The sequence below is a fragment of the Providencia sp. genome, assembly GCF_052096715.1.
GTDB lineage: Bacteria > Pseudomonadota > Gammaproteobacteria > Enterobacterales > Enterobacteriaceae > Providencia.
Window position 1 is genome coordinate 69,726 of the sequence record NZ_JBQDNB010000006.1, and the last position, 23,331, is coordinate 93,056.

General features: G+C 40.0%; 17 protein-coding genes. 1 reads left to right on the forward strand and 16 read right to left on the reverse strand.

Going from position 1 to position 23,331, the window contains the following annotated elements; genetic code table 11:
* Positions 1–88 precede the first annotated feature (88 nt).
* The 4 genes from mukB to cmoM are packed head-to-tail and all read right to left on the reverse strand — an operon-like array spanning position 89 to position 7,347.
* On the reverse strand, positions 89–4,531 hold the full coding sequence (gene mukB, locus ACTH6U_RS07030; protein ID WP_441828978.1) for a chromosome partition protein MukB: 4,443 nt from the start codon (positions 4,529–4,531) through the stop codon (positions 89–91).
* Positions 4,528–5,256 carry a chromosome partition protein MukE gene (gene mukE, locus ACTH6U_RS07035; protein ID WP_336430811.1) on the reverse strand — a complete coding sequence of 243 codons (729 nt, stop codon included), beginning with the start codon at positions 5,254–5,256 and terminating at the stop codon, positions 4,528–4,530. Before mukE ends, mukB begins: the two co-directional genes overlap by 4 nt.
* Complete coding sequence (mukF, locus tag ACTH6U_RS07040; protein WP_336430812.1) at positions 5,237–6,562, reverse strand: chromosome partition protein MukF; 1,326 nt, start codon at positions 6,560–6,562, stop codon at positions 5,237–5,239. The genes mukE and mukF overlap by 20 nt, the downstream gene beginning before the upstream one ends.
* Positions 6,559–7,347, reverse strand: a complete 789-nt coding sequence (cmoM, locus tag ACTH6U_RS07045) for a tRNA uridine 5-oxyacetic acid(34) methyltransferase CmoM (RefSeq protein WP_441831900.1) — start codon at positions 7,345–7,347, stop codon at positions 6,559–6,561. Before cmoM ends, mukF begins: the two co-directional genes overlap by 4 nt.
* A 323-nt stretch (positions 7,348–7,670) precedes the next feature.
* Between cmoM and elyC the strand changes: the two genes are divergently transcribed.
* Positions 7,671–8,498 (forward strand): envelope biogenesis factor ElyC, encoded by an 828-nt coding sequence (elyC, locus tag ACTH6U_RS07050; protein ID WP_441828980.1) that lies wholly within the window; start codon positions 7,671–7,673, stop codon positions 8,496–8,498.
* 87 nt (positions 8,499–8,585) lie between these two features.
* Here elyC and kdsB read toward each other — a convergent pair whose 3' ends face one another.
* The 12 genes from kdsB to pgm all read right to left on the reverse strand — a co-directional run bounded on the left by kdsB (position 8,586) and on the right by pgm (position 23,331).
* Complete coding sequence (gene kdsB, locus ACTH6U_RS07055; RefSeq protein ID WP_294107322.1) at positions 8,586–9,335, reverse strand: 3-deoxy-manno-octulosonate cytidylyltransferase; 750 nt, start codon at positions 9,333–9,335, stop codon at positions 8,586–8,588.
* Between the two features lie 5 nt (positions 9,336–9,340).
* Positions 9,341–9,520: a Trm112 family protein gene (locus tag ACTH6U_RS07060; RefSeq protein WP_294107323.1), complete on the reverse strand. Its 180-nt coding sequence runs from the start codon at positions 9,518–9,520 to the stop codon at positions 9,341–9,343.
* A 143-nt stretch (positions 9,521–9,663) separates the two neighbouring features.
* Positions 9,664–9,879, reverse strand: a complete 216-nt coding sequence (locus ACTH6U_RS07065) for a cold-shock protein (protein ID WP_294107324.1) — start codon at positions 9,877–9,879, stop codon at positions 9,664–9,666.
* A 392-nt stretch (positions 9,880–10,271) separates the two neighbouring features.
* A complete protein-coding gene (gene lpxK / locus ACTH6U_RS07070) occupies positions 10,272–11,270 on the reverse strand; it encodes a tetraacyldisaccharide 4'-kinase (protein ID WP_441831901.1) in 999 nt (332 codons plus the stop codon).
* On the reverse strand, positions 11,267–13,012 hold the full coding sequence (gene msbA, locus ACTH6U_RS07075) for a lipid A ABC transporter ATP-binding protein/permease MsbA (RefSeq protein WP_336430815.1): 1,746 nt from the start codon (positions 13,010–13,012) through the stop codon (positions 11,267–11,269). Before msbA ends, lpxK begins: the two co-directional genes overlap by 4 nt.
* Before the next feature lie 38 nt (positions 13,013–13,050).
* The gene (locus ACTH6U_RS07080) at positions 13,051–15,459 is read right to left on the reverse strand and encodes a DNA internalization-related competence protein ComEC/Rec2 (protein WP_441831902.1); all 2,409 of its coding nucleotides are present in this window, start codon (positions 15,457–15,459) and stop codon (positions 13,051–13,053) included.
* Between the two features lie 321 nt (positions 15,460–15,780).
* Positions 15,781–16,068, reverse strand: coding sequence for an integration host factor subunit beta (gene ihfB / locus ACTH6U_RS07085; protein ID WP_294100205.1), 288 nt, complete (start codon positions 16,066–16,068; stop codon positions 15,781–15,783).
* 52 nt (positions 16,069–16,120) lie between these two features.
* Entirely contained in the window at positions 16,121–17,794 is a 1,674-nt protein-coding gene (gene rpsA, locus ACTH6U_RS07090; RefSeq protein WP_294101314.1) for a 30S ribosomal protein S1, read from the reverse strand.
* Between the two features lie 174 nt (positions 17,795–17,968).
* Positions 17,969–18,652, reverse strand: a complete 684-nt coding sequence (gene cmk, locus ACTH6U_RS07095; RefSeq protein ID WP_336428478.1) for a (d)CMP kinase — start codon at positions 18,650–18,652, stop codon at positions 17,969–17,971.
* A gap of 279 nt (positions 18,653–18,931) precedes the next feature.
* Positions 18,932–20,212 (reverse strand): 3-phosphoshikimate 1-carboxyvinyltransferase, encoded by a 1,281-nt coding sequence (gene aroA, locus ACTH6U_RS07100; RefSeq protein ID WP_294100207.1) that lies wholly within the window; start codon positions 20,210–20,212, stop codon positions 18,932–18,934.
* A gap of 117 nt (positions 20,213–20,329) precedes the next feature.
* Complete coding sequence (serC, locus tag ACTH6U_RS07105; protein ID WP_294100209.1) at positions 20,330–21,418, reverse strand: 3-phosphoserine/phosphohydroxythreonine transaminase; 1,089 nt, start codon at positions 21,416–21,418, stop codon at positions 20,330–20,332.
* A gap of 278 nt (positions 21,419–21,696) precedes the next feature.
* Positions 21,697–23,331, reverse strand: coding sequence for a phosphoglucomutase (alpha-D-glucose-1,6-bisphosphate-dependent) (gene pgm / locus ACTH6U_RS07110; protein ID WP_441831903.1), 1,635 nt, complete (start codon positions 23,329–23,331; stop codon positions 21,697–21,699).

Here is a 23,331-nt window from a genome sequence, read left to right on the forward strand (position 1 = left end):
GACATAATTTTTAAATAATAATAAAAAACCGACACGGTTTTACCCTATGTCGGTTAGTTTCAAACTGACGGCTGATATAAATGCGTCGTTATTGAGGCAATGCTGCCTGCGTAGTTGGTGTATCTTGACCAAATCCTTTCAGCCCAACCACATGCACATGTTCATTATTACCAAACACTTTACGCACTAACTTATACGTTGTGCCTTTTTCAGGACTGATATTTTCAGGCGCTGCAATAATTAACTGCATCTCTAGCCTATCGCACAGCTCAAAGAGTGTGGCAATAGACTTCGCATCAAGACGTGCAGCTTCATCCAAGAAAAGCAAACGGCAAGGAATAATATCTTTAGCTCGTAATCTACGTGCTTCTTCTTCCCAGCTTTGTACAACCATGACCAATATTGACATACCGGTACCTATCGCTTCACCTGTTGATAAAGCACCACTTTCCGCTTTAAGCCAACCGTCTGAACCTCGATTAACTTCTACATCAAGCTCTAAATAATTACGATAATCCAACAACTCTTCACCAATGGTTTGCGGTAAACGCTGCCCCATATCAACTTGTGGATTTAAACGCTGATACAGCTTCGCCATCGCTTCCGAGAAGGTCAAACGTTGGCTAGTAAATAGATCTTGATGCGATTCGCTCTCCTCAGACAATACGCTAAGTAGTAAAGCATGGCTTTCACGTATATTAACGTTAAGTCTAACCCCTTTAACTTGACCAAAGGAGACTGCTTGTAACCCTTGGTTTAACATACGGATGCGGTTTTGTTCACGTTGAATAGTTTTACGAATAATATTCGCCACACTTTTCGAGCTAATCGCCAATTTTTGTTCGCGAGCTGTTAACTCTTCGGTTAAACGTCCTAACTCAATCTCCATTTGCTCAATTGCATCAATGGGATCATCAGTACGAATAATATCTTGGCGAATACGTTCACGCAGATGCTGATAAACAGCAATAAAGAATTTAATTTTACGATCTGGGAATTTTGGATCTTCAGATAAACGTAAAACATCACGCAGATGTTCATTATCAGCGACAGCTAAACGCAGTGCACCCAACGCTTTATCCGACATAGAACGTAGACTGTCACCATCGGTATAGGCTAATTCGCGACGGTTTAAACGGCGTTCAACGCCATTATCTTTAACCAATCGCATTACTGCACACCAACCCGCTTTAGCAGAAACAACTTGTTCACGTATTTGGAAGTAGTCTTTTTCTAACTTACGCAGTCGTTTTTGCAAATTGTCCATTTCAGCTTCACAAAGTGTGAGCTGTTTTTCTAACTGATTAATACGACTACGATTTGCCATTACTGACTGATGAAGTTCATCACGGCGAATACGCGCTCGTTCTTGTGCATCAGGATCGGCCTTAACACCAATCTCTTGCATCTCAACCTCAAGCTCTTTGAGCATTTCTTGCTTAGTATCAAAGGAGCTACGAAGAGAAGCAAAAACTTGATGATATTGCGCTGTCTGTGACTGATGTTGGCGTAACTGTTCCCTTGCACGACTACGTTCAGTTTCAGCTTGTTCCAAGCGTTGACGTAATTTTTCGTTCAGGTCAGCATTTTCATTAACCATACCCGTTGAGTCACTGTAACTAAAATGAGCTCTACGCTGTACAATTTCAACTAATGCAAAAGCTTGTTGTTTCGCATTTTGTTGGCTGTGTTTCGCCTGTTCGTAATCTTTACGCAATTGGTCATGTTGCTCAGGATCGCTCAGTAGCACTGTCACCATCGGCTCAAGTTTTGCCAACGCATTACCATATTTATTTAGGAAATGTGCCGCTTCCTCAGCTTCTGATAACTCTTCATTAATTTCTTCAACCCGATCAACTAAAGTCTCATCCATTAATAAACCCACAAGCGGTAACAAGCGGTTCAGGGTGGATAAGCTTTCTTTACCTTGGGTAAATTGCTGACGCTGTTGTTGAGTCTGCTCTTCGAATTGAGATAATGCGCGCTCAAGTTCATTACGTTTTTGATTTAACGTTTTAATTTCAGCTTCAGGGTCATCTTCAAATGCAACTGAAATATGCTGACCAATAAAACGGCTAAACGCTTGATGTGAACGCTGAATTTTCTGTACATCAAATGACAGCGTCGCATAACGCTCCGATAATGCATCACGCTCTAAAGTCAACGACTCTAAATGGCTCTCACGCGCAGCGCGACCGAATAACGGTAATTCAGGATAGCGAGAATAGCGCCATTGGCGCTCGGAAGAGCGTACAAGTACTGCATTCTCAAATTCCTGTGCATCAAAAACACTATCGTCAAAACCTTGTGGGTCCCCTTCAATGAAATACACATCATCAGGACAATCTTGTAATGTTTCCAGTTGGCTACGAACAAGGGCTAAGTCTTGAACCACAATACCGTGACGAGCAGGACCATAAAGTGCAGAGAAATAAGCCGCATCTTCAATCGTAATATCATCATATATTTCTGATAATAATACACCGTTAAAGCGTTCAGCTAATGCCAACATGCGGCTATCTTCCGCACCACTAGGTTGGCTAAGACGTTCAATTTGCTTTTCTAGCTCGCGTCGCTGCGCAGCAACTTCATCGCGTTCAACCGTAATTTCACGTTCCTGCTCAAGCAATTGCTGCATGTATTCAGTCACTTCACTACTGGTATTAAACGTCTCATTAGCTTGTTCATTGAGCTGTGTTAACGCTTCTTGCGCCATGATCCAAGCGGGCGCTTTAGCTGACAACTGTTGAATACGTAAACGAATTTGTTCAAGTTCTTGACGCATTTGCATACGTCTTTCACCACTTTCATTCACGCCAATACTTAGCTCTTCTTGTTGCGCTTCAAGCTCTGCCATCAACACATCTAGCTCATCAGGCTCGTAACTTTGCCCATGACGCTTACAAAATTCACTCAGTAATCTTTCTGCATTTTGCTGACTATCCAAACGCTGACGCAATTCAGATAGTTGCATACGCAATGGCTGGACTCGTTCAGCTAGATGCGACTGTGATGACCAGTCACGTAATAACGTACGTGCCTGTTGGTATGCGTCACTACGACTGACTTCGCCAACCATGGTTTTAACTAACTGATAAGCTTGTTCAAACTGGCTATGAGCGGCATCAGCCACACTCATCTTCTGTTCTAATGATAATAATATTTCGGTAGCTTGCTGCTCACGCGCTTCGAAAGTATCAAGCCATTCGTCGGCATTTTCTATTGTTAGCTCAGGTAACTGGCACAATTCACGAGCGCGCGTCAACGCTTGTAAAGCCTGTTGATATTGAATAGCGCGAGTTTGCTGAACATCCAGAGCTTGCTGATAATCCGCTAATTGATTTTTTAATTCATCGACTTCAACTTCAGCCGCTTCTGAACGCGCTTCATATTCTTCTTGGCTTTCTGTCGCGACAGCAACAACTTCGGTTTGCTCTTCTAGACGATAAGTTAGCTCTTCAATATCAGCTTGGTAGCGATCTATTTTTTCTTGTTGGCGTAATGCCGCCTGCACAAGACTCAAATGATCACTCGCCGCTTGGTAATCAGTTTCAAACACCAATGACGATTCATTTTGTTCGTTAAGCTCACGAGCCATATCGACGCTGCGAACTTGCTCAACTTTAAGCTGCTTGCGATTTGCATTTAATTCATTACGCGCAGCTAAGGCAGTATCTAAATGAATACGTCTTTCATTTGAATGACGCATATAATCAGCAGATACATAATCCGTCGCTTGGCTAATTAGATGTTTAAATAAGTCACGATCTGACTGTGTCACACGGATAGCTTCAAGGGTCAGACGGTTTTCACGTAATGCGGCTTCCATGTCTTGGAATGCTTTACGAACCCCGCTATTTTCAGGCAATAAATAATCACGTAATGAACGTGTAATCGCACTGGAAATACCCCCGTAGAGAGATGCTTCAATCAAACGGTAGTATTTACTACGGTCGCCAGCTGAACGTAAACGTTTTGGTAATACGCCGAGCTCAAATAATACTGAATGGTAATCAGTAATTGAGTTGAATTGCTTAAACTGTATACCTTCTTGCGCTTCAAGCCGTTCTTTTAACTCATTTAAAGGAATAACTTTAGCTTGACGACCATCAATAATTTCCGTCAAAATTTCAGTAGGCACTGTCGCAATTGGCACACCTTGAACCATAAAAGGTTTGATATCAACTTTCTTATCACGACCCGCGACTTGTTGAAGGCGAACACCAACCATAACACGCTGATGTTTAGAGTTTAAAACATCTAAAATCGCGTAGCAGACCCCAGGACGTAACTTCCCGTGTAAGCCTTTGTCACGAGAACCAGAGGTGGCCCCAGCTTCCGTTGTATTACGAAAGTGTAATAAGGTTAAATCTGGGATCATGGCGGTAATAAAAGCGGCCATGGTAGTTGATTTACCCGCTCCGTTTCCGCCTGAAAGCGTGGTAACGAGTTCATCAAGGTCAAAGGTTCGAGCAAAAAAACCGTTCCAATTCACCAGCGTCAGTGAGCGAAATTTTCCGCGTTCAATCATTGTTGTCCATCCTCATCACTTTCTGCCGCTTCTTGATTTTCTTCAGGCTCATCTTCATCGCTATCTTGTAATGATAACTCCCCTTCAAGAGAGATAGCTTCGCCATCACGGATCATTCTTAATTGAGCATCTTGAGGGCTATCACCACTACGTACATCAGCGCCAAAACGAAATACAGACTCTGAAATGACGAATTTATTCGGATCATTTTGCAAAAAGTGCACCATACCCAAGCGGCGTAATCGATTTAACGAAGTTCTGAGTTTTTCTTGCAGTTTTTGTTTGTCTAAGTCAGAACCTGTCGAGCGCTGATTCACAAATTTCATTAATTTACTTTCATCAGCAAGCGATAATAGCTCTTCGAACAATTCTTGAGAGGTAAAAATACCTTGATTGGTTAACCGTTCAGGGCTGAGATAAAGATAACAAAGAATTTTACCCACCATCATATCCAGCTCAGAGAGTACCGAGCGAGGGATCAATGTCGTTGAACGGGGGCGCAAATAGAAAAAACCTTCTGGCGCACGAATCAATTCAACATTATAACGTGAGTAAAATTGTTCTAAATCTTCCTGAAAATCCATCAGAAATGCGTGATTATCAAGATCATCAATACTAATATGGCGACCCGAGCGTAACTGACTGTCAAGCTCAGGGAAAATAGGATTAACGAGTGCTTGAGCCAGTTTAACTGGCATAAATTGTTCAATATTTGTCGATGACATGTGCCTGCACCTTGGCTCCGTGATCATTAATAGCACGCCATTTTGACGGTAATCCCGCCAAATCAGCCTCTGCGATACCTAGTTTTACAGCCTGATCGATAATAATACGCGCAACATCAAAATGGCGACTCTGCGGATATTGTTTCAAGTAATCTTCTAATACTTGCCCGACATCTAGCGGCTGTTTATCCGCTTTATAAAATGCCAGTTCAGCTTCCATTAGCTCTGCAAGTCGATCATTTATTTCACTAAATTCTTCGAATTCAAGCTCTGGAGGTAATTCACCAGTGACCTCTTCATCATGCAACGCAAGCTCTTCATCACGCATATCAAATAGTCTGTCTGCATTGGTATAAGTTAATGCCCACGGACTATCGAGGTACTGCTGTACCGATTGGCGTAATCGTTGAGAAAATATCCGATTTTTATCCATATCGATCGCTGTACGAATAAATTTATGCACATGGCGGTCATAACCAATCCATAAATCAATGGATTGCTGTCCCCAGCTAACAATTCGATCCAGTTTATTCTGCAAATCAAAAATTAGTCTATCAACCATATCAGAAAATTGAGGTGCGTTCAGATTCGCCTCTTGAATACGCATCAAGTTAGCTTGCAGTTTATCACCAGTGGCTTCCAGCGTATCTTGCAGCTCTCTTAATGTTCCTGATGTTTCAGACAATAATTGCTCACAATTGGCGATCGCCGCTTGCCAGTCTTGGCTCAATAATGCGGCAATATCTTCTTTCACTGAGCTTTGCTGCTCATCCATAATACGCTGGGATAAATCAATGCTGTCGAATATTTCTGCTACTGAATATTTTAATGGGGCAAAAACATAGCGATGCCAATAAAACTCATCGCCACCTTCTTCCGCAGCCTCTGCCGCACGAAGTAATTCACTCGCCACGATAGAAAGCTGCATTGACAGCCTTAATGTTGAAAATTCACGCTGGCGAATATAATAATCACTAATACCAATGCCTAAAGGCGTCAGACGATAAATGGCATTACCTTCAATGATATCACTGGCAAAGCGGTTAAATATCTTTTGACGCACCATATCATTGATGGCGTTATTTGCTCTGACAGAGAGTGACTCTGTTGTCTGTTCAAACCCTTTACAAACTTCACGAAAGGCGTCAATTAGCTCCCCTTCGGTCATTTCACCATTAACTCTCTCACTGTTCAAAACAGCAACCGATAGCAAAAAGGCTAAGCGCTCTGCGGGAAGTGAAATCGAAAAATCATTTTTTCGTGCCCAAGACACCAGTTCAGGGACGGTCTGGGAAAACTCACTCATAAATCGTCCTTTTGTATTTGTTTTCGCGCCATGACATGAATATAGCGTCCCATGCTGATATAAGGTTCTTCACGACAATATTGCTGTTCTAGCGCCAGCAATGCTGGAAAATCTTTTTGTTGTAACTGTCTACTTTGCAAATAATCATGAAATACTCTTACGCCACTTTTACCTAATATTTCCATATTACAAGACAAAAGCCATTCATCAACCTGTTGTGGGAAGAGTGGATTTTGTGGCGACAACGAACGCTTGCGTCTACGTTGGATGTGAGGGGTCGCGAGATGAAAATTGCCTAAAATCGCATTGCGCATCACTAAGCCATTTGCATTATAGAACATGACAGAAAATATGCCTTCAGGTCTGATTATATCTGCCAACTGCTCAATTGCATATTTTTGATCGCTAATCCATTCCAGTACTGCATGAAAGATAACGAAATCAACCGGCTCCGTTAAATGTTGTGCAATATCCTGTACCGCACTGTTAACAAAGCGGATATTTTCACTAATTCCTTCTTCATGCGCAAGCTCACTCGCCCTTTCTAGCATTTCTTCGGATAAATCGCAAAGTATGACTTGATGTCCCATCGCCGCAAGCTTGCGCGAAAAATGGCCTTCACCGCCTCCGGCATCAAGTATACGTAATGTTTGACCTTTAAAATGGCTTTCTAATAACTGGCTAAGATCTTGCCAAACGACCGCTTCACGTATTTTACCTTTTGTCGTTCCATAGATATTTTTTGCAAATTTATCGACAATATCATCAAAGTTGCGGTCTGCCATGTGCTATCTGGTTACCTATAATTCATTATTCAAAACATGTTTGTTGGTCAATCAGCCTAGCAACGCACCTGAAATTTATCAGTTTTTATTCTGTAATTCATGAATATGGCGTCGCTTATCATATAAAATGCAGGCAATGACTGAATCCTGAATTATAACAGATAATAGCTATATTTTTGCATAGTACTTTATTTTGCTCACTGAATTTCATTTTGGCATCATGACTTTCATTTTTATACGCAAAATTTATTATTTCATCAAAGCTGGTTGAATTGAGCTCAATGAACAATAATGCGTTATAAACCTCTAAAATAGGCTTTGTTATGTTATTTCTGCTAAAAAAATATATTGGTGCATTATTGATGCCATTACCGCTCCTGCTGATTATCGGATTTATCGGTTTAATTCTATTGTGGTGTACCCGATGGCAAAAAAGTGGCAAAACACTGGTCAGTGCCAGTTTGCTCTTCATCTTGCTGTTAGGCCTACAACCAGTATCGGATAATTTGCTAGCCCCCATTGAAGGCAAATATAACCAACGTTATGAATTAATTACCCCCAATCCACCAGAAAATGTGCATTATATCGTTGTTTTAGGTGGTGGATTTACCTATAACCCCGATTGGAGCCCAAGCTCTAATTTATTGAATAATAGCCTTCCTCGGGTAACCGAAGGTGTGAGACTTTATCTGAAATACCCTGGCAGCAAACTTATTTTTACTGGCGGAAAGGCCAATAATCCCATAAGCAGTGCAGAAGTCGCCGCACAAGTTGCTCAATCGTTAGGAGTTCCCGCTGAAGATACTATTGCACTCACTGAGCCCAAAGATACGCAAGAAGAAGCATTTGAAGTCGAAAAAATTATAGGTAAAGAGCCTTTTTTATTAGTGACATCGGCAAACCATCTGCCTCGGGCAATAACCATGTTTACGAGTAGAGGAATGCAACCATTACCAGCCCCCGCAAATCAACTGGTTATTACTAGTGCAATCAATCCATGGGAAAAATACATCCCATCATCTTATTACTTTGGTCATAGTGAACGCGCTTGGTATGAGCTAATTGGCACAATATGGTGGCATTTAAAACCGGATAACACTCAAGTGTTAGAGCAACCGTTACTCACCCCTGAAAGTATTGATGCAGAATAATGCGTCATTACAACGCACAAAAAAAGGTGTAATTCATTGAATTTACACCTTTTATTTTTAGCTAGATTAGCCGTTCAATATCAGTCGCTATTGTGATGCAAATTGCTTTCTGACAATTTCAAGATCTTGCGGGGTATCGACACCAGCTCCAGGTGTTTTTTCGGCAACCGCAACATGAATTTTTTCGCCATACCATAGCACTCTAAGCTGCTCTAGCATTTCGATTTTTTCTAATGGGCTCGCTTCCCACGTAATATAACGACGAATAAAACCTGCACGATATGCATAGATACCAATATGCCGAAGAAAATAATCGCCAATGGTATTTTGACCAGTTGAAAAATTGTCTCTATCCCAAGGGATGGTGGCGCGTGAAAAATAAAGTGCATAGCCTTCATTATCAGTAACAACCTTAACTGCATTAGGATTAAAAGCTTCTTTAGCATCATGAATAGGCACAGCAAGTGTGCCCATATTAGCTTTGCTTCCTTGAAGATTACTAGCAACTTGGCTAATAATTTCAGGTGGAATTAAAGGCTCATCACCTTGAACATTAACAATGATTTCGTCATCTGAAAAACCGTAAAGGTCGATAACTTCTGCAAGTCTTTCTGTGCCAGATTGATGATCAGGATTTGTCATACAAGCTTCGCCACCCGCTTGGATTACCGCAGCGGCGACATCAGGATGATCAGTCGCCACAATAACTCGGCCTGCACCTGATTTAATCGCTTGCTCCATCACCCGCACAACCATAGGCTTGCCATGAATATCAGCGAGAGGCTTACCCGGTAATCGAGTTGATGCGAAACGCGCAGGAATAATTACAGTAAACATAATAGTTACTGTCCTTCATCTAAAGATACTTGGCGAGCTTCGGTTTCTAGTAATACGGGGATACCATCGCGAATTGGATACGCTAGATGGTCAAATTTGCAGATTAATTCGAGGTTGTCTTTGTTGTAACTTAATTTACCGTAACAAACTGGACAAGCGATGATTTCAAGTAAACGGTGATCCATGTTTTCTCCCAAATGGAATTAACTCACTTGGCGTCAGGATATCACATGCAGATATCACCGTTAACTTTAATCTTTCTAGATACAATCTCCTGCAAGAGATAAGAGGATAGTCAGCAGGAGAAAAAGCGCTTTTAATTATTTAATTAGTACGCAATAACGTCGGTTGCCGTAATACCATTTGAATTGCGAGTTACTGAAAACTCGACGTTTTGGCCTTCAGCTAATGATTTCATTTTAGTGCTAGCAATTGACTTTCTTGTTACAAATACATCATCACCACCATGGAATGGTGAAATAAAACCGTAACCTTCTTTCGCATCAAACCATTTAACTCGACCCATATGTAATTGAAAATTCATATTAAAACTCCTTTTGTTCTAAGAACAATATTTCTTTTTATCGTTTTATTATTACTCTTTAGCGTTTTCCCATTATAAATTGCCGATCTATTAACACGTTTAAGAGTAATTAAACTTTTACCAATATATGCACTTAATAATTGTGCGTTATTTATTACGATCCCAATAGTGAATTTCAGACACCGCACATCTACTGTGAATTTAACAGTGTATTTTGACATTTTGATGACAAAACTGATTAAAAATGTAGTTGTTGCGAGGATATGAAGACTAACTAAAGAACGGATCGTGAAATTTAAGCTAGTATAAAATCCAGTTATTAATGTATTGCATCCATATACATAATAAGTGGAGCTATATCACAGTGCGGCTATTATTACCATAATCAAACTTCATAGGCAAGTTTTTTTATCGTTTGAGATAATGTTTTTTATTTCACTTAGAATAGTTTTAGCACCAATTTCATCAAGCTGAGCTTGCACAGGTAAATACCACCAGTTAGCTTGTGCAAAAGACTGGCATTTAACTGCATCTTTTTCTGTCATTAATAAACATTCATTTGGGTTAGTTAATGAGGCTAGCTGTTGTTGGTCATAAGGTTGATGATCAGAAAAAGCGTAGGTTTTTATTACGTTTAATCCTTTGCTTTGCAGAGAATTAAAAAATCGAGGAGGATGTCCAATACCCGCCATAGCAATAACCGATTGCAATTGATTAACTGGACATCTCTTGCCACTCACAAGATTAACAGCAATATCCCCTTCAAGAGACATTAAGACTTCATTACCTTTCGGGCTCCCGCCATTAACAATCTGTGCGTTAACACTTTTTAAGCGTCCTGCGCGTTCACGCATAGGACCTGCTGGTAGCCACCATCCATTTCCAAAACGGCGTTGACCATCAATAACCACAATTTCATAATCTCGTTTTAAGGCATAATGCTGTAATCCATCATCTGTGATAATCACATCTAACGAATTATTAGCTAATAAAGCTTTAATCGCATCACTACGTTTAGGTGCAACGGCCACCGGTGATTTGGTTCTGTGCCAAATTAGCATAGGTTCATCACCCGCCGATGCCGTGGTCGTTTGATCATCGAGTAATAATGGATAATGCTCAGATTTACCACCATAGCCCCTAGAAACAACCCCAACACGATAACCTTCTTTGGTTAATGATTCTACTAACCAAATCACAACAGGCGTCTTACCGTTACCACCCGCCGTTAAATTGCCAACGATAACGACAGGGATCGGCGCTTGCCAAGAACGAAATAATCCAGTTTTGTAACCAAGATGCCTTACTGCCGTTATCAATCCATACAATATGGATAACGGCAGTAATAAAATGTACAGCCAAGATTTACCGGACCAAATACGTTCAATCATTGCTTAAACTGTATACTATGTAATTGAGCATATGCGCCATCTTCAGCTAACAGCTTCGCATGATTCCCACGTTCAATAATATGTCCATCCTGAACGACTAGAATTTCATCCGCATTTTCAATTGTAGACAGTCGATGAGCGATAACCAATGAAGTACGATTTTTCTGTAATTCATCAAGAGCAGCCTGGATAGCACGTTCAGACTCGGTATCTAATGCCGATGTTGCTTCATCAAGGATCAAAATAGGAGAATCACGTAAAAGCGCACGTGCAATAGCGATACGCTGGCGCTGCCCACCAGAAAGCATCACGCCATTTTCACCAATTATGGTATCTAAGCCTTTATCCAATTTATCGATGAAGTCCATTGCATAAGCCATTTTAGCTGCTTTTTCAATCTGTTCGCGGCTATAGCTACCATCTGTTGCATAAGCAATATTATTTGCAATGGTATCGTTAAATAAATATACATGTTGCGATACTAATGCGACTTGGCTACGTAATGATTCCAGCGTGTATTCACGAATATCATGACCATCAATGCGAATACTACCCTCATCAATGTCATAGAATCGAGTAATCAAATTTGCAATCGTTGATTTACCAGAACCTGAACGACCGACTAAAGCAACTGATTTGCCTGCGGGTAAGGTAAATGAGATGTTATCTAACGCAGGATGATCTTTCGTTGCATAGGTAAAAGTGACATTTTCGAATTCAATATCACCTTTTACTTCTTTTAGCACTTTGGTGCCTTCATCTTTTTCTTGCTCGCTATCTAAAATAGCAAACAACGTCTGACAAGCAGCCATACCGCGTTGGAATTGTGCGTTAACATTTGTGAGTGATTTTAAAGGGCGCATCAAGGCAAACATTGATGAAAAAACAACAGCGATAGTCCCTGACGTTAATTGCTCACGAATTTCAGGAAAGCTGGCGGCATAAAGTACAAAAGCCAATGCAAAAGACGCAATCAATTGAACAATTGGGTCTGATATAGCTGAAGCGGTCACCATTTTCATATTTTGGCGACGCATATTATTACTGACTTTACCAAAACGTTCAGTTTCAACTTTTTGCCCACCAAAAATTAAAACTTCTTTGTGCCCTTTCAACATTTGTTCAGCACTAGCAGTTACATGTCCCATACCCGTTTGCATATTTTTACTAATTGAGCGAAAACGTTTAGAAACAATACGAATAGTGATTGAAACAACTGGTGCGATTACAATCAAAATAAGCGATAACTGCCAGCTATAATAGAACATCATCGCAAACAAACCGATGATATAAGCACTTTCACGGATAATCGTGATTAAAGCACCTGATGACGATGAAGCAACCTGTTCAGAGTCATAGGTGATCCGAGACAATAAAGTCCCTGTTGATTGCTGATCAAAAAAACTAACTGGCATTCCCATCATATGACCAAAAAGTTTTCGGCGCATATTCATTACAACTTTGCCAGATACCCACGAGACACAATAGGTAGAAACGAAGCTAGACAAGCCACGAATAATAACCAACCCTAACACAGCTATAGGTAGCCATTTTAAAACGTCGTTATCAGCTTTATCAAAGCCTTCATCAAGTAAAGGTTTTAACAAGGAAATCATGAACGCATCGCCAGCGGCGTTAATGACAAGCGCTATCGCTGCAACGATTAAACCCGCTTTAAACGGCGCGATAATCGGCCATAAGCGACGAAATGTTTGTTTTGTAGAAAGATCTATATCATTCATGCTTTTATTACCAGACTTAATGTAAGCGCACTATTCTACTAGGGAAATAGCAGATCACCAAACCACAGATGGTACCACCGAGGATTAATTTCATTTCGATAGCGTAAAGTATTTATTTTTTCTTTTTTAAACCATAGAGTTAACTGCCCTGTCTCAGACGTATTCAACCATTTAATATTATTCTGTTTATACCTAAAATGCACTTTATCAGCAGGTATTTTCCATGGGCTATACCGCGCAGAAGAGACTATCGCTGTCGATGGGCTAACTGTTCTTAAAAATAATGCCGTTGAAGAAGTACTACTTCCATGATGAGGTGCAAATAAAATATCTGAACGTAATTTATTTCGATACATTGCCACCATCATTTTTTCACCTTGTTTTTCTAAATCACCAGTGAGCAAAATTTTATGATAACCATCCGTCAATTGAATAACACACGAATCATTATTATGTGAAATTTCAGATAACTTTTCAGGCCAAAGTACTTCAAAACTAAGTTTTCCCCATTGCCACTGTTGCCCTTTATAGCAAGGAAGATGCTTATGTTTAAATAAGTGATTACTCACAACAACCCGTTTATCTCTTACGAAGCGACTATTTTTATTTGAATGACTTTTGCGTCCAGAATTATTATAGCGTCCAAAGCTACTACGTACACTGAGCCATGGGTAATAATTAATGAGGTCAGTCACTCCCCCAGTATGATCTAAATGATTGTGGCTAAGAATCAGTCCCATTGGGGTAATGCTGTGATGCTTTAGAAAAGGAATAATTTGCCGTTTTGCATTACTCTCTCCCTGCCATCGATTCCCCGTATCATAGAGTAGCGCTAAATTGTTTTGCTCAATCACCACAGCTAAGCCATGACCTATATCCAATACAGTTAAGCTCCAGTCACCTCTAGGTTCTATTTCTCGCATTCTATCCGTTAATACTAAAACAATTACACACCCCAATAAGCCAATATAATTTTTATACCAACCAAATAGGATGACTAAGGCAACTACCCAACATATTAGTAAAAAATAATAAGGAAACGTATTTAATTCAAACCAAAAACCACTTAAAAACCCCAATGGCTTCATACCAAAGCCAATAACTTCGTCAATAAAAACAAAGAGCCAATTTTGTACGTAAGTAACGGGTATCAAAAAAATACAAAAAATAATAGGTACGACAATCCACGAGATAAGAGGAACAAACCAAAGATTGGCGAAAAAACTCATCACGTTGATGCCTTTAAACAAAATGACTTGTATGGGAATTAATAAAATGAGCAACCCAATCTGCAAATGAATTAACGGTAAAATTTTACTCACAATTTTTCGTTGATTCATGCTTGAAGATAGGGGAAATACAGTAAACCAATATAATATTGCCAGTACAGCAAAACTCGACAACCAAAAACTGTCTGAAAGGATAGATAATGGATCAAAAAATAAGATACAACCGATACTCCATATCGCCCATCGCCATGAAAAGCAGTAAAACGGTTGCTTACGAATATACACCCATAACAACAATGCCAGTAATGCTCGAGTTGCAGGAATAGCAAAATTGGATACCCAAGCGTAAAGAAAGGCAAAAATTAATCCCAGTATAATCGGTATGTTTTGACTCACTAACCTAACAGGAAACAAATACTGTAATAATCGAGCAAATAAATATCCTAAAAGATAGGACATACCGATATGCAAACCAGATATTGCAATCAGATGAGTAAGACCTGTATTTTGTAGCAATACCGAATGCTCTGGTGGCAATAAATTTCGTTCTCCAAACATTAAAGCGTAGATAATACCTGAATATTTAAGAGGGCTTATTCCATCAACAAACTGATTAATTACCTGCTGCCTAAAAGAACAATGCTCATTTAATATTACACTTTTCTTATTCTTTAAAGTTCCGATAACACGCTGAGCTAATTGATAGCGTTGTTGGTTAAATCCCCCTTCATTCAATGATGAATGTAATGGATTCAATTTTGCTTGTAGTTGCCATTTCTGTCCCGCACAAATTTTTATTTTAGAATGTCCCTTTCTTTTCCATGTTGCATACAGCGGTGGAAATACCACTATTGAATCTATATGATCAATTCGGACTTTAAGCTTTTGTTCTATGTCATCACTTAATGGAATGCTAACAACAGTGATATCTAATTGGTGGTGCTGCTTAGAAAGTAAGTTTATTTTTTGTTTTAAATCGATACCGTGCCAGCAGCCCCATAAAAAAATCATCATGATCAAAATGATAAACTTACCGATTCTATTAATTTTACAAAAAAGCAGAAACAAAAACAGGATTGCAAAAATAACTAACGTACTATTTATATTGGGTAATTTTGGTAAAAAAAGAAGGGGTAACACACCGATAATTACTGCAATCGCAGCCTCTGTATATGAAAGGGAAATCGTTTTTTTATTCTGATATTCCCCCCCATTCATATTTTATGCCTCGTTAAGTTAATAAGATAAACGACAACATAAATTATACTTTTCTACATTTTTACTTATCTTAATTTGAAATACAAAGCCGTTCGCAAATATTGTGTTGGCTCGTATTACACCATAAATTAATTGCGAAGCGCTTCGCAAAACACTCAATATTTATAAAAACCCACTTGATATATACGGAGTTTGCGGAGTTTGCGGAGTTTGCGGAGTTTGCGGAGTTTGCGGAGTTTGCGGAGTTTATCTAGTAATAAAAAACAGCGCCGTGTTAAACACAAGCGCTGTTTTGCTGTAATAATTAAGATTTATAGTCTGTTATTGACCATAAATATTTACACGGTCACGCAACTCTTTACCTGGCTTAAAGTGTGGAACATATTTGCCTTCCAACTCCACTTTATCTCCAGTTTTTGGATTACGACCAACACGTGGAGCACGGTAGTGAAGAGAAAAACTGCCGAATCCACGGACTTCAATACGCTCGCCATCAGCTAACGTATCCGCCATATGCTCAAGTATTTCTTTTACAGCTTCTTCGACGGTTTTCGCTGAAAGATGAGATTGCTGGCTAGCCAGTTTTTCAATTAACTCAGACTTGGTCATAGTACCTCCCTAAACTACCGTTACAAAGGGGTAATGAATTACCCCCACTTAATTATTCGCCTTTAGCTGCTTTGAAAGCTTCAGCCATAGCACTGTTGCTGAAAGTCGTTTCTTCTTGCTTGTTCACGGTAGCGATAGCATCTTTTTCATCAGCTTCGTCTTTCGCACGAACAGACAGGTTGATTACACGATTTTTACGATCAACGCCTGTGTATTTAGCTTCAACATCATCACCAACATTCAGAACCAATGTTGCATCTTCAACACGGTCACGTGAAGCTTCTGATGCACGCAGGTAACCTTCAACGCCAAGAGTCAGCTCTACAGTTGCACCTTTAGCATCAACTGCGATCACTTTACCATTAACGATTGCGCCTTTCTTGATTGATGCTAAGTAGTTATTGAATGGATCTTCAGCTAACTGTTTAACACCTAGAGAAATACGCTCACGCTCAGCGTCGACTTGCAGAACAACAGCTGCGATTTCGTCACCTTTTTTGTATTCACGAACTGCTTCTTCGCCTGTAACGTTCCAGGAGATGTCAGACAGGTGAACAAGGCCATCGATGCCGCCGTCCAGTCCGATGAAGATACCGAAGTCAGTGATAGACTTGATTTTACCTTCAACACGGTCGCCTTTGTTATGAGTTTCTGCAAATTGCTGCCATGGGTTAGATTTGCACTGTTTCAGGCCTAGAGAGATACGACGACGTTCTTCATCGATATCCAGAACCATAACTTCAACAACATCACCAACGTTAACAACTTTAGATGGGTGAATGTTTTTGTTAGTCCAATCCATTTCTGAAACGTGAACCAGACCTTCAACGCCTTCTTCAATTTCAACGAAGCAGCCGTAGTCAGTTAGGTTAGTAACGCGACCAGTCAGTTTAGTACCTTCTGGATAACGTTTAGCGATTGCGACCCAAGGATCTTCGCCCAGTTGTTTCAGACCCAGAGAAACACGAGTGCGCTCACGGTCAAATTTCAGAACTTTAACATTGATTTCATCACCAACGTTGACGATTTCGCTTGGGTGTTTAACACGTTTCCAAGCCATGTCAGTGATATGCAGCAAGCCATCAACACCGCCAAGATCAACGAATGCACCGTAGTCAGTAAGGTTCTTAACGATACCTTTAACTTCCATGCCTTCTTGCAGATTTTCTAGCAGTTGATCGCGCTCAGCGCTGCTTTCTGATTCAATTACAGCACGACGAGAAACAACAACGTTGTTGCGTTTCTGATCTAACTTGATTACTTTGAATTCAAGCTCTTTGCCTTCAAGGTGAGTAGTATCACGAACAGGACGTACATCTACCAGTGAACCTGGTAAGAACGCACGAATACCGTTCAGTTCTACAGTGAAGCCACCTTTTACTTTACCGTTGATAACACCAATTACAGTTTCAGCTTCTTCGTAAGCTTTTTCCAACGTCAACCATGCTTCATGACGTTTAGCTTTCTCACGAGAAAGAATAGTTTCACCGAAACCATCTTCTACTGCATCCAGCGCTACATCGACTTCGTCGCCAACCTGGATTTCAAGCTCACCCTGAGCATTTTTGAATTGTTCTACTGGGATAGCAGATTCTGATTTAAGGCCTGCGTCTACCAGGACTACATCTTTATCAATAGCAACAACAGTACCACGGACAATAGAACCAGGACGTGTTTCAATATTCTGCAGGGATTCTTCAAATAGTTGGGCAAAAGATTCAGTCATATTAATGATCTTCAAGGGTTTCTTATTAACGTCCATCTAGCGTCCCGCCAAATGGGGTTGTTTCACATACCCCACAACATTCCTTGTCGTAAGGTGGATACCATACAAATAATATAATCAGTATGGTAGTAAGTGCGTATATTATCTAATTATAAGCTAAAATAAAGCCTATTATCACGATAATTGTAGAATATTTTTAGCATAGGTGCGTGCTTTTTCAATAACTTCCTCAATTGACATACTTGTGGAATCCAGCACTAATGCATCTTTCGCGGCGATAAGAGGTGCTACCGAGCGATTACGATCACGATAATCACGCTCTTCAATTTCGGTTAGAAGTCGTTCAAAGTTAACATCAAACCCCTTTTCCTGCAACTGCTTCATACGCCGATGAGCTCGTTCTTGTGCTGATGCGTCAAGAAAAATCTTAACGGGGGCATCAGGAAACACTACCGTTCCCATATCTCGACCATCGGCTATTAGCCCAGGCATTGTTCTAAATGCACGTTGGCGACGGAGCAATGCTTCTCTTACTCGAGGAAAAGTGGCGGTTTGCGAAGCGGTATTTCCGACAGTTTCTTGTCTAATTTGATTAGAAACATCTTCCCCTTCAAGAATCACTTTTAGCGTATTTTCTTCAGGTACAAAACGCACATCTAAATTTGCAGCCAAAGGTACTAATGCATCTTCTGATTGAATATCAACATGATGATGTAGAGCAGCTAGCGCTAATACGCGATAAATTGCACCAGAGTCTAAAAGTTGCCATCCAAATTCATTTGCTAACGCTTGGCAAAGAGTGCCTTTACCAGCTCCGCTTGGTCCATCAACGGTAATTACAGGGGCAATTGCCGCCATAAAAATCTCCTTTGTGCAAATAGTCTTCGCTACCCGCAATAAAAATCTGTGTAGGTATTATACCTACTCATCAATTTTGTGAAATAAGCAGGTGACAATCAATGAGGTAAAAATGCGTAAACCATGATGAATTAAGTAGCACTAAAATGAAGGAAAAGTGTAGATAAAATAGACGTAAAATTTAGTAGGCTGATATTAAACAAAATAATATCAGCCCTACAGAGCCGTTCAATGGCTCTTTAAAAACGAAAATATCTAACTTCTAATACTGGCTTGAGCTTAATAACGGCTCAAACTAGATAATTGCTCAAAATAGTCAGGAAACGTCTTCGCTGTACAACCTGGATCTAAGATAGTGACCGGAGTGTCAGATAAAGCAACTAACGAAAAGCACATTGCGATTCGGTGATCGTTATAAGTTTCAATCTGTGCATGATTTAATTTTTTTGGTGGAACAATACGAATGTAATCATGACCTTCATCAACTTCAGCACCAACTTTACGCAGTTCAGTTGCCATTGCATATAAACGGTCTGTTTCTTTAACGCGCCAGTTATAGATATTGCGAATAACTGTTTCCCCTTCTGCAAAAAGTGCCACAGTTCCTATTGTCATCGCTGCATCAGGAATCGCATTCATATCCATGTCGATGCCGTTAAGTGTACCGCGTTCACACTCAACATAATCATCACCCCAACGGATGATCGCTCCCATTTTTTCTAACACATTGGCGAACTTAGTATCACCTTGCAAACTATTACGACCAATACCCGTTACTCGCACCACACCACCTTTTATTGCCGCCGCCGCTAAGAAATAAGATGCTGAAGATGCATCACCTTCAACGAGGTATTCACCAGGTGATTGGTATTGTTGTTGCCCCTTAATTACAAACTGTTGATATTGTTTGTTTTCTACTTGTACACCAAAACTTTGCATTAAAGCTAAAGTAATATCAATGTAAGGCTTAGAAACTAAGTCTCCAATAATTGAAATTATCGTGTCTTGTGGTGCCAATGGGGCCGCCATCAATAAAGCGGTTAAAAACTGACTAGAAACTGAACCATCAACCGAAATAGCGCCACCAACAAATCCCCCTTTCAAACGAATAGGTGGATAGTTTTCTTGCTCTAAATAATCAATTACTGCACCGCCTTCTCTTAATGCATCAACTAAGTGCCCAATTGGACGCTCTTTCATGCGCGGCTCACCAGTTAATACAATATTATTGTCACTTAAAGAAAGTGCGGCTGTGAGCGGACGCATTGCTGTACCCGCATTGCCAAGGAATATTTCTAATTCACCATGATTGGATAAACAGCCGTCTATACCTTCTACACTACAACGCGTTTTATCATCTGATAATTGGTATTTAATACCCAACTGACTTAATGCATTCAGCATATGGCGAATATCATCACTATCTAATAAGTTAGTAAGTACAGTCGTACCTTTTGCCATTGCCGCTAATAAAAGTGCGCGATTTGATACACTTTTAGACCCTGGCAAATTAATAATGCCGTTAACTGAAGATATAGGTTGTAATGTCAGGGATTGCATAAAAAGCAGTTTCTCCAATGTTATTTAATACTATTTTCATCACTATAAGAAAAATAAAACATAGCGGGTCAGGCATCCTATCCTGACCAAAACCATATTTAAATTAAATAGTTAATATTAGGCGTGGCGGCGTTCAAAATCAGCCATAAAATCAACAAGAGCCTGAACTCCCGCTAATGGCATTGCGTTATAAATAGAAGCGCGCATACCGCCAGCAACTTTATGCCCTTTTAGAGACAGTAAGCCAAGCTCTTTCGCTTCATCAATAAATTTCGCATCCAGACTAGGATCTTGCATTTGGAATGGCACATTCATCCAAGAACGATTTTCAACCGCAACACGATTAATATAGAACTCGCTGTTATCGATAGCGCTATAAAGCAATTGTGATTTTTCGTAATTGCGATTAGCCATTTCTTGCAAACCGCCTTGTTCTTTTAACCATTTGAAAACCATGCCAGATAAATACCAAGCAAAAGTCGGAGGGGTATTAAACATTGACTCATATTCTGCCAATACAGAATAATCAAACACCGACGGAGTCTGAACAGCAGCGTGTCCAAGTAAATCTTCACGAATAATAACGATGGTTAATCCCGCCGGACCAATATTTTTCTGTGCGCCTGCATAAATTACACCATAACGGCTAACATCAATTGGCTTAGATAGGATTGACGATGAATAGTCAGCAATCACTATTTTATCTTTAGGAAAATCAGGGTCTTCATGAAGCGACAAACCACCAATCGTTTCATTTGGACAATAATGAATGTAAGCCGCATCTTGACTTAATGGCCATTCGCTCATTGGTTTTAGACCAACAACACCGTCTTTTTCTTGTTCTATATGAATAATATTAGGTTTACAGTATTTTTGAGCTTCTTTTGCCGCAGACTCAGACCAATAGCCGCTAACGATATAGTCTGCTGTAGTTTTATCACCAAGTAAATTCATTGGAATGGTGGCGAAATGAGCTCGTGCACCACCGTGACAGAATAGAATTTTATAGTTGCTTGGAACGTTGAGTAAATCACGTAAATTTTGTTCTGCTTCTTTTGCAACTTCAATGAAATCTTTTCCGCGATGACTCACTTCCATTACTGAAACGCCTAAACCTTTCCAATTACAAAATTCTTGTTCAGCGCGACGCATGACTTCAACAGGTAGCATTGCTGGACCTGCACTGAAATTATAAACCTGACTCATTGACCTCACCCTATCTTCAATAATGTTAGTTAAACTCACTCAGATACTTAAAGTTGTATCATCCCACGCCTTTAGCTGCAACGGTTATTGTGAGCTAGCTTTAAAAATCTCGGAGGTTATTTTTTAGCAAAAAAGTAAACAATTTTGTTAATGCCGTCACATTATCAACAGCCACAATATTATGAAGTAATTAACAATAAATAAGGGATAAAATCCCGATTATAGTGATTTATCTATAATCGGGATAAAAGAGGTAGGATGATACTTTAAACCAACAATCAGCGAATAACTTTACTCACAATTTCGATAGCTTCTTTTTCAATGAGACGAAGATGCTCTTCACCTCTGAAGCTTTCACAGTAAATTTTATAGGCCTCTTCAGTTCCAGAAGGTCTTGCCGCAAACCATCCGTAATCGGTCATAATTTTAAGACCGCCGATTGCAGCACCATTACCAGGAGCAGCAGTTAAACGTTGAGTAATTTTATCCCCCGCTAAAGTATCTGCGGCGACCATTTCAGGCGATAATTTACTTAATTTGGCTTTTTCTTCGTGAGAAGCTTTCGCTTGAATGCGATTATAAATAGGTGCACCAAACTTTTTAGCTAGCTTATTATAACGTTGCTGTGGATTTTCGCCGGTTACTGCGGTAATTTCAGCGGCCAGCAAACACATGATTATGCCGTCTTTATCCGTTGACCATGGCGTGCCATCAAACTTAAGAAATGAAGCACCTGCGCTTTCTTCACCGCCAAACCCGAGTTTTCCACTAAACAAGCCATCAACAAACCACTTAAATCCAACAGGAACTTCAATTAACTCGCGACCGATATCATTGACGACACGGTCAATCATTGCACTGGAAACTAATGTTTTACCCACCGCAACATCTTTCCCCCACTTAGGGCGATGTTGGAAAAGGTAATCAATTGCAACAGCAAGATAATGATTAGGATTCATTAAACCATCGGGCGTCACGATTCCATGGCGATCATAATCTGGGTCATTGGCGAATGCTAAATCGAACTTTTCTTTCATACCAAGCAGACCAGCCATTGCCCACTTAGATGAACAATCCATCCGAATCACACCATCATGATCAAGAGGCATAAAACGGAATGTTTGGTCCAATTGATCGTTTACAATCTCAATATCTAATTGATAATAATCTGCAATTTTCTTCCAATACTCAATACCAGAACCACCAAGGGGATCAACGCCAATCTTTAATCCTGATTTCTGAATAGCCTTCATATCGACCACTTCACCAAGTGATGACACATAAGGCATAATTAAATCTTGCTCAACAATATAACCACTAGTCATCGCATCTGTGAAATTCAGACGTTTTACACCCACAAGGTTGCTAGCGAGTAACTGATTTGCGTGTTTTTCAATGACAGAAGTTAAATCTGTATCGGCAGGTCCACCATTAGCGGGGTTATATTTAATCCCACCATCTTCAGGGGGATTATGCGATGGCGTAATAACGATTCCATCGGCAACATCTTGATTTAATTTGTTATAACTTAATATCGCATGGGAGATAGCGGGAGTTGGCGTAAATCCATTCGCCTCTTGAATAACAACTTTAACTTGATTTGCCGCTAAAACTTCAATCACAGTAATGAACGCTGCTTCAGACAATGCATGAGTATCTTTACCGACAAAGCAAGGTCCTGTAATACCTTGTTGTTTACGTAAATCAGCGATTCCTTGTGCAATAGCTAAGATGTGATTTTCATTAAAGTTTTTGCGTACAGAACTACCACGATGCCCTGATGTACCAAATTTTACCGCTTGAGAAAGGTTATCTGACTGTGGTTGTTGCGTATAATATTGAGCGGTCAATTGCGCAACATTTATCAAGTCATTTTGAAACGGAAGCTGCCCTGCACGTTCATGTATTGTCAC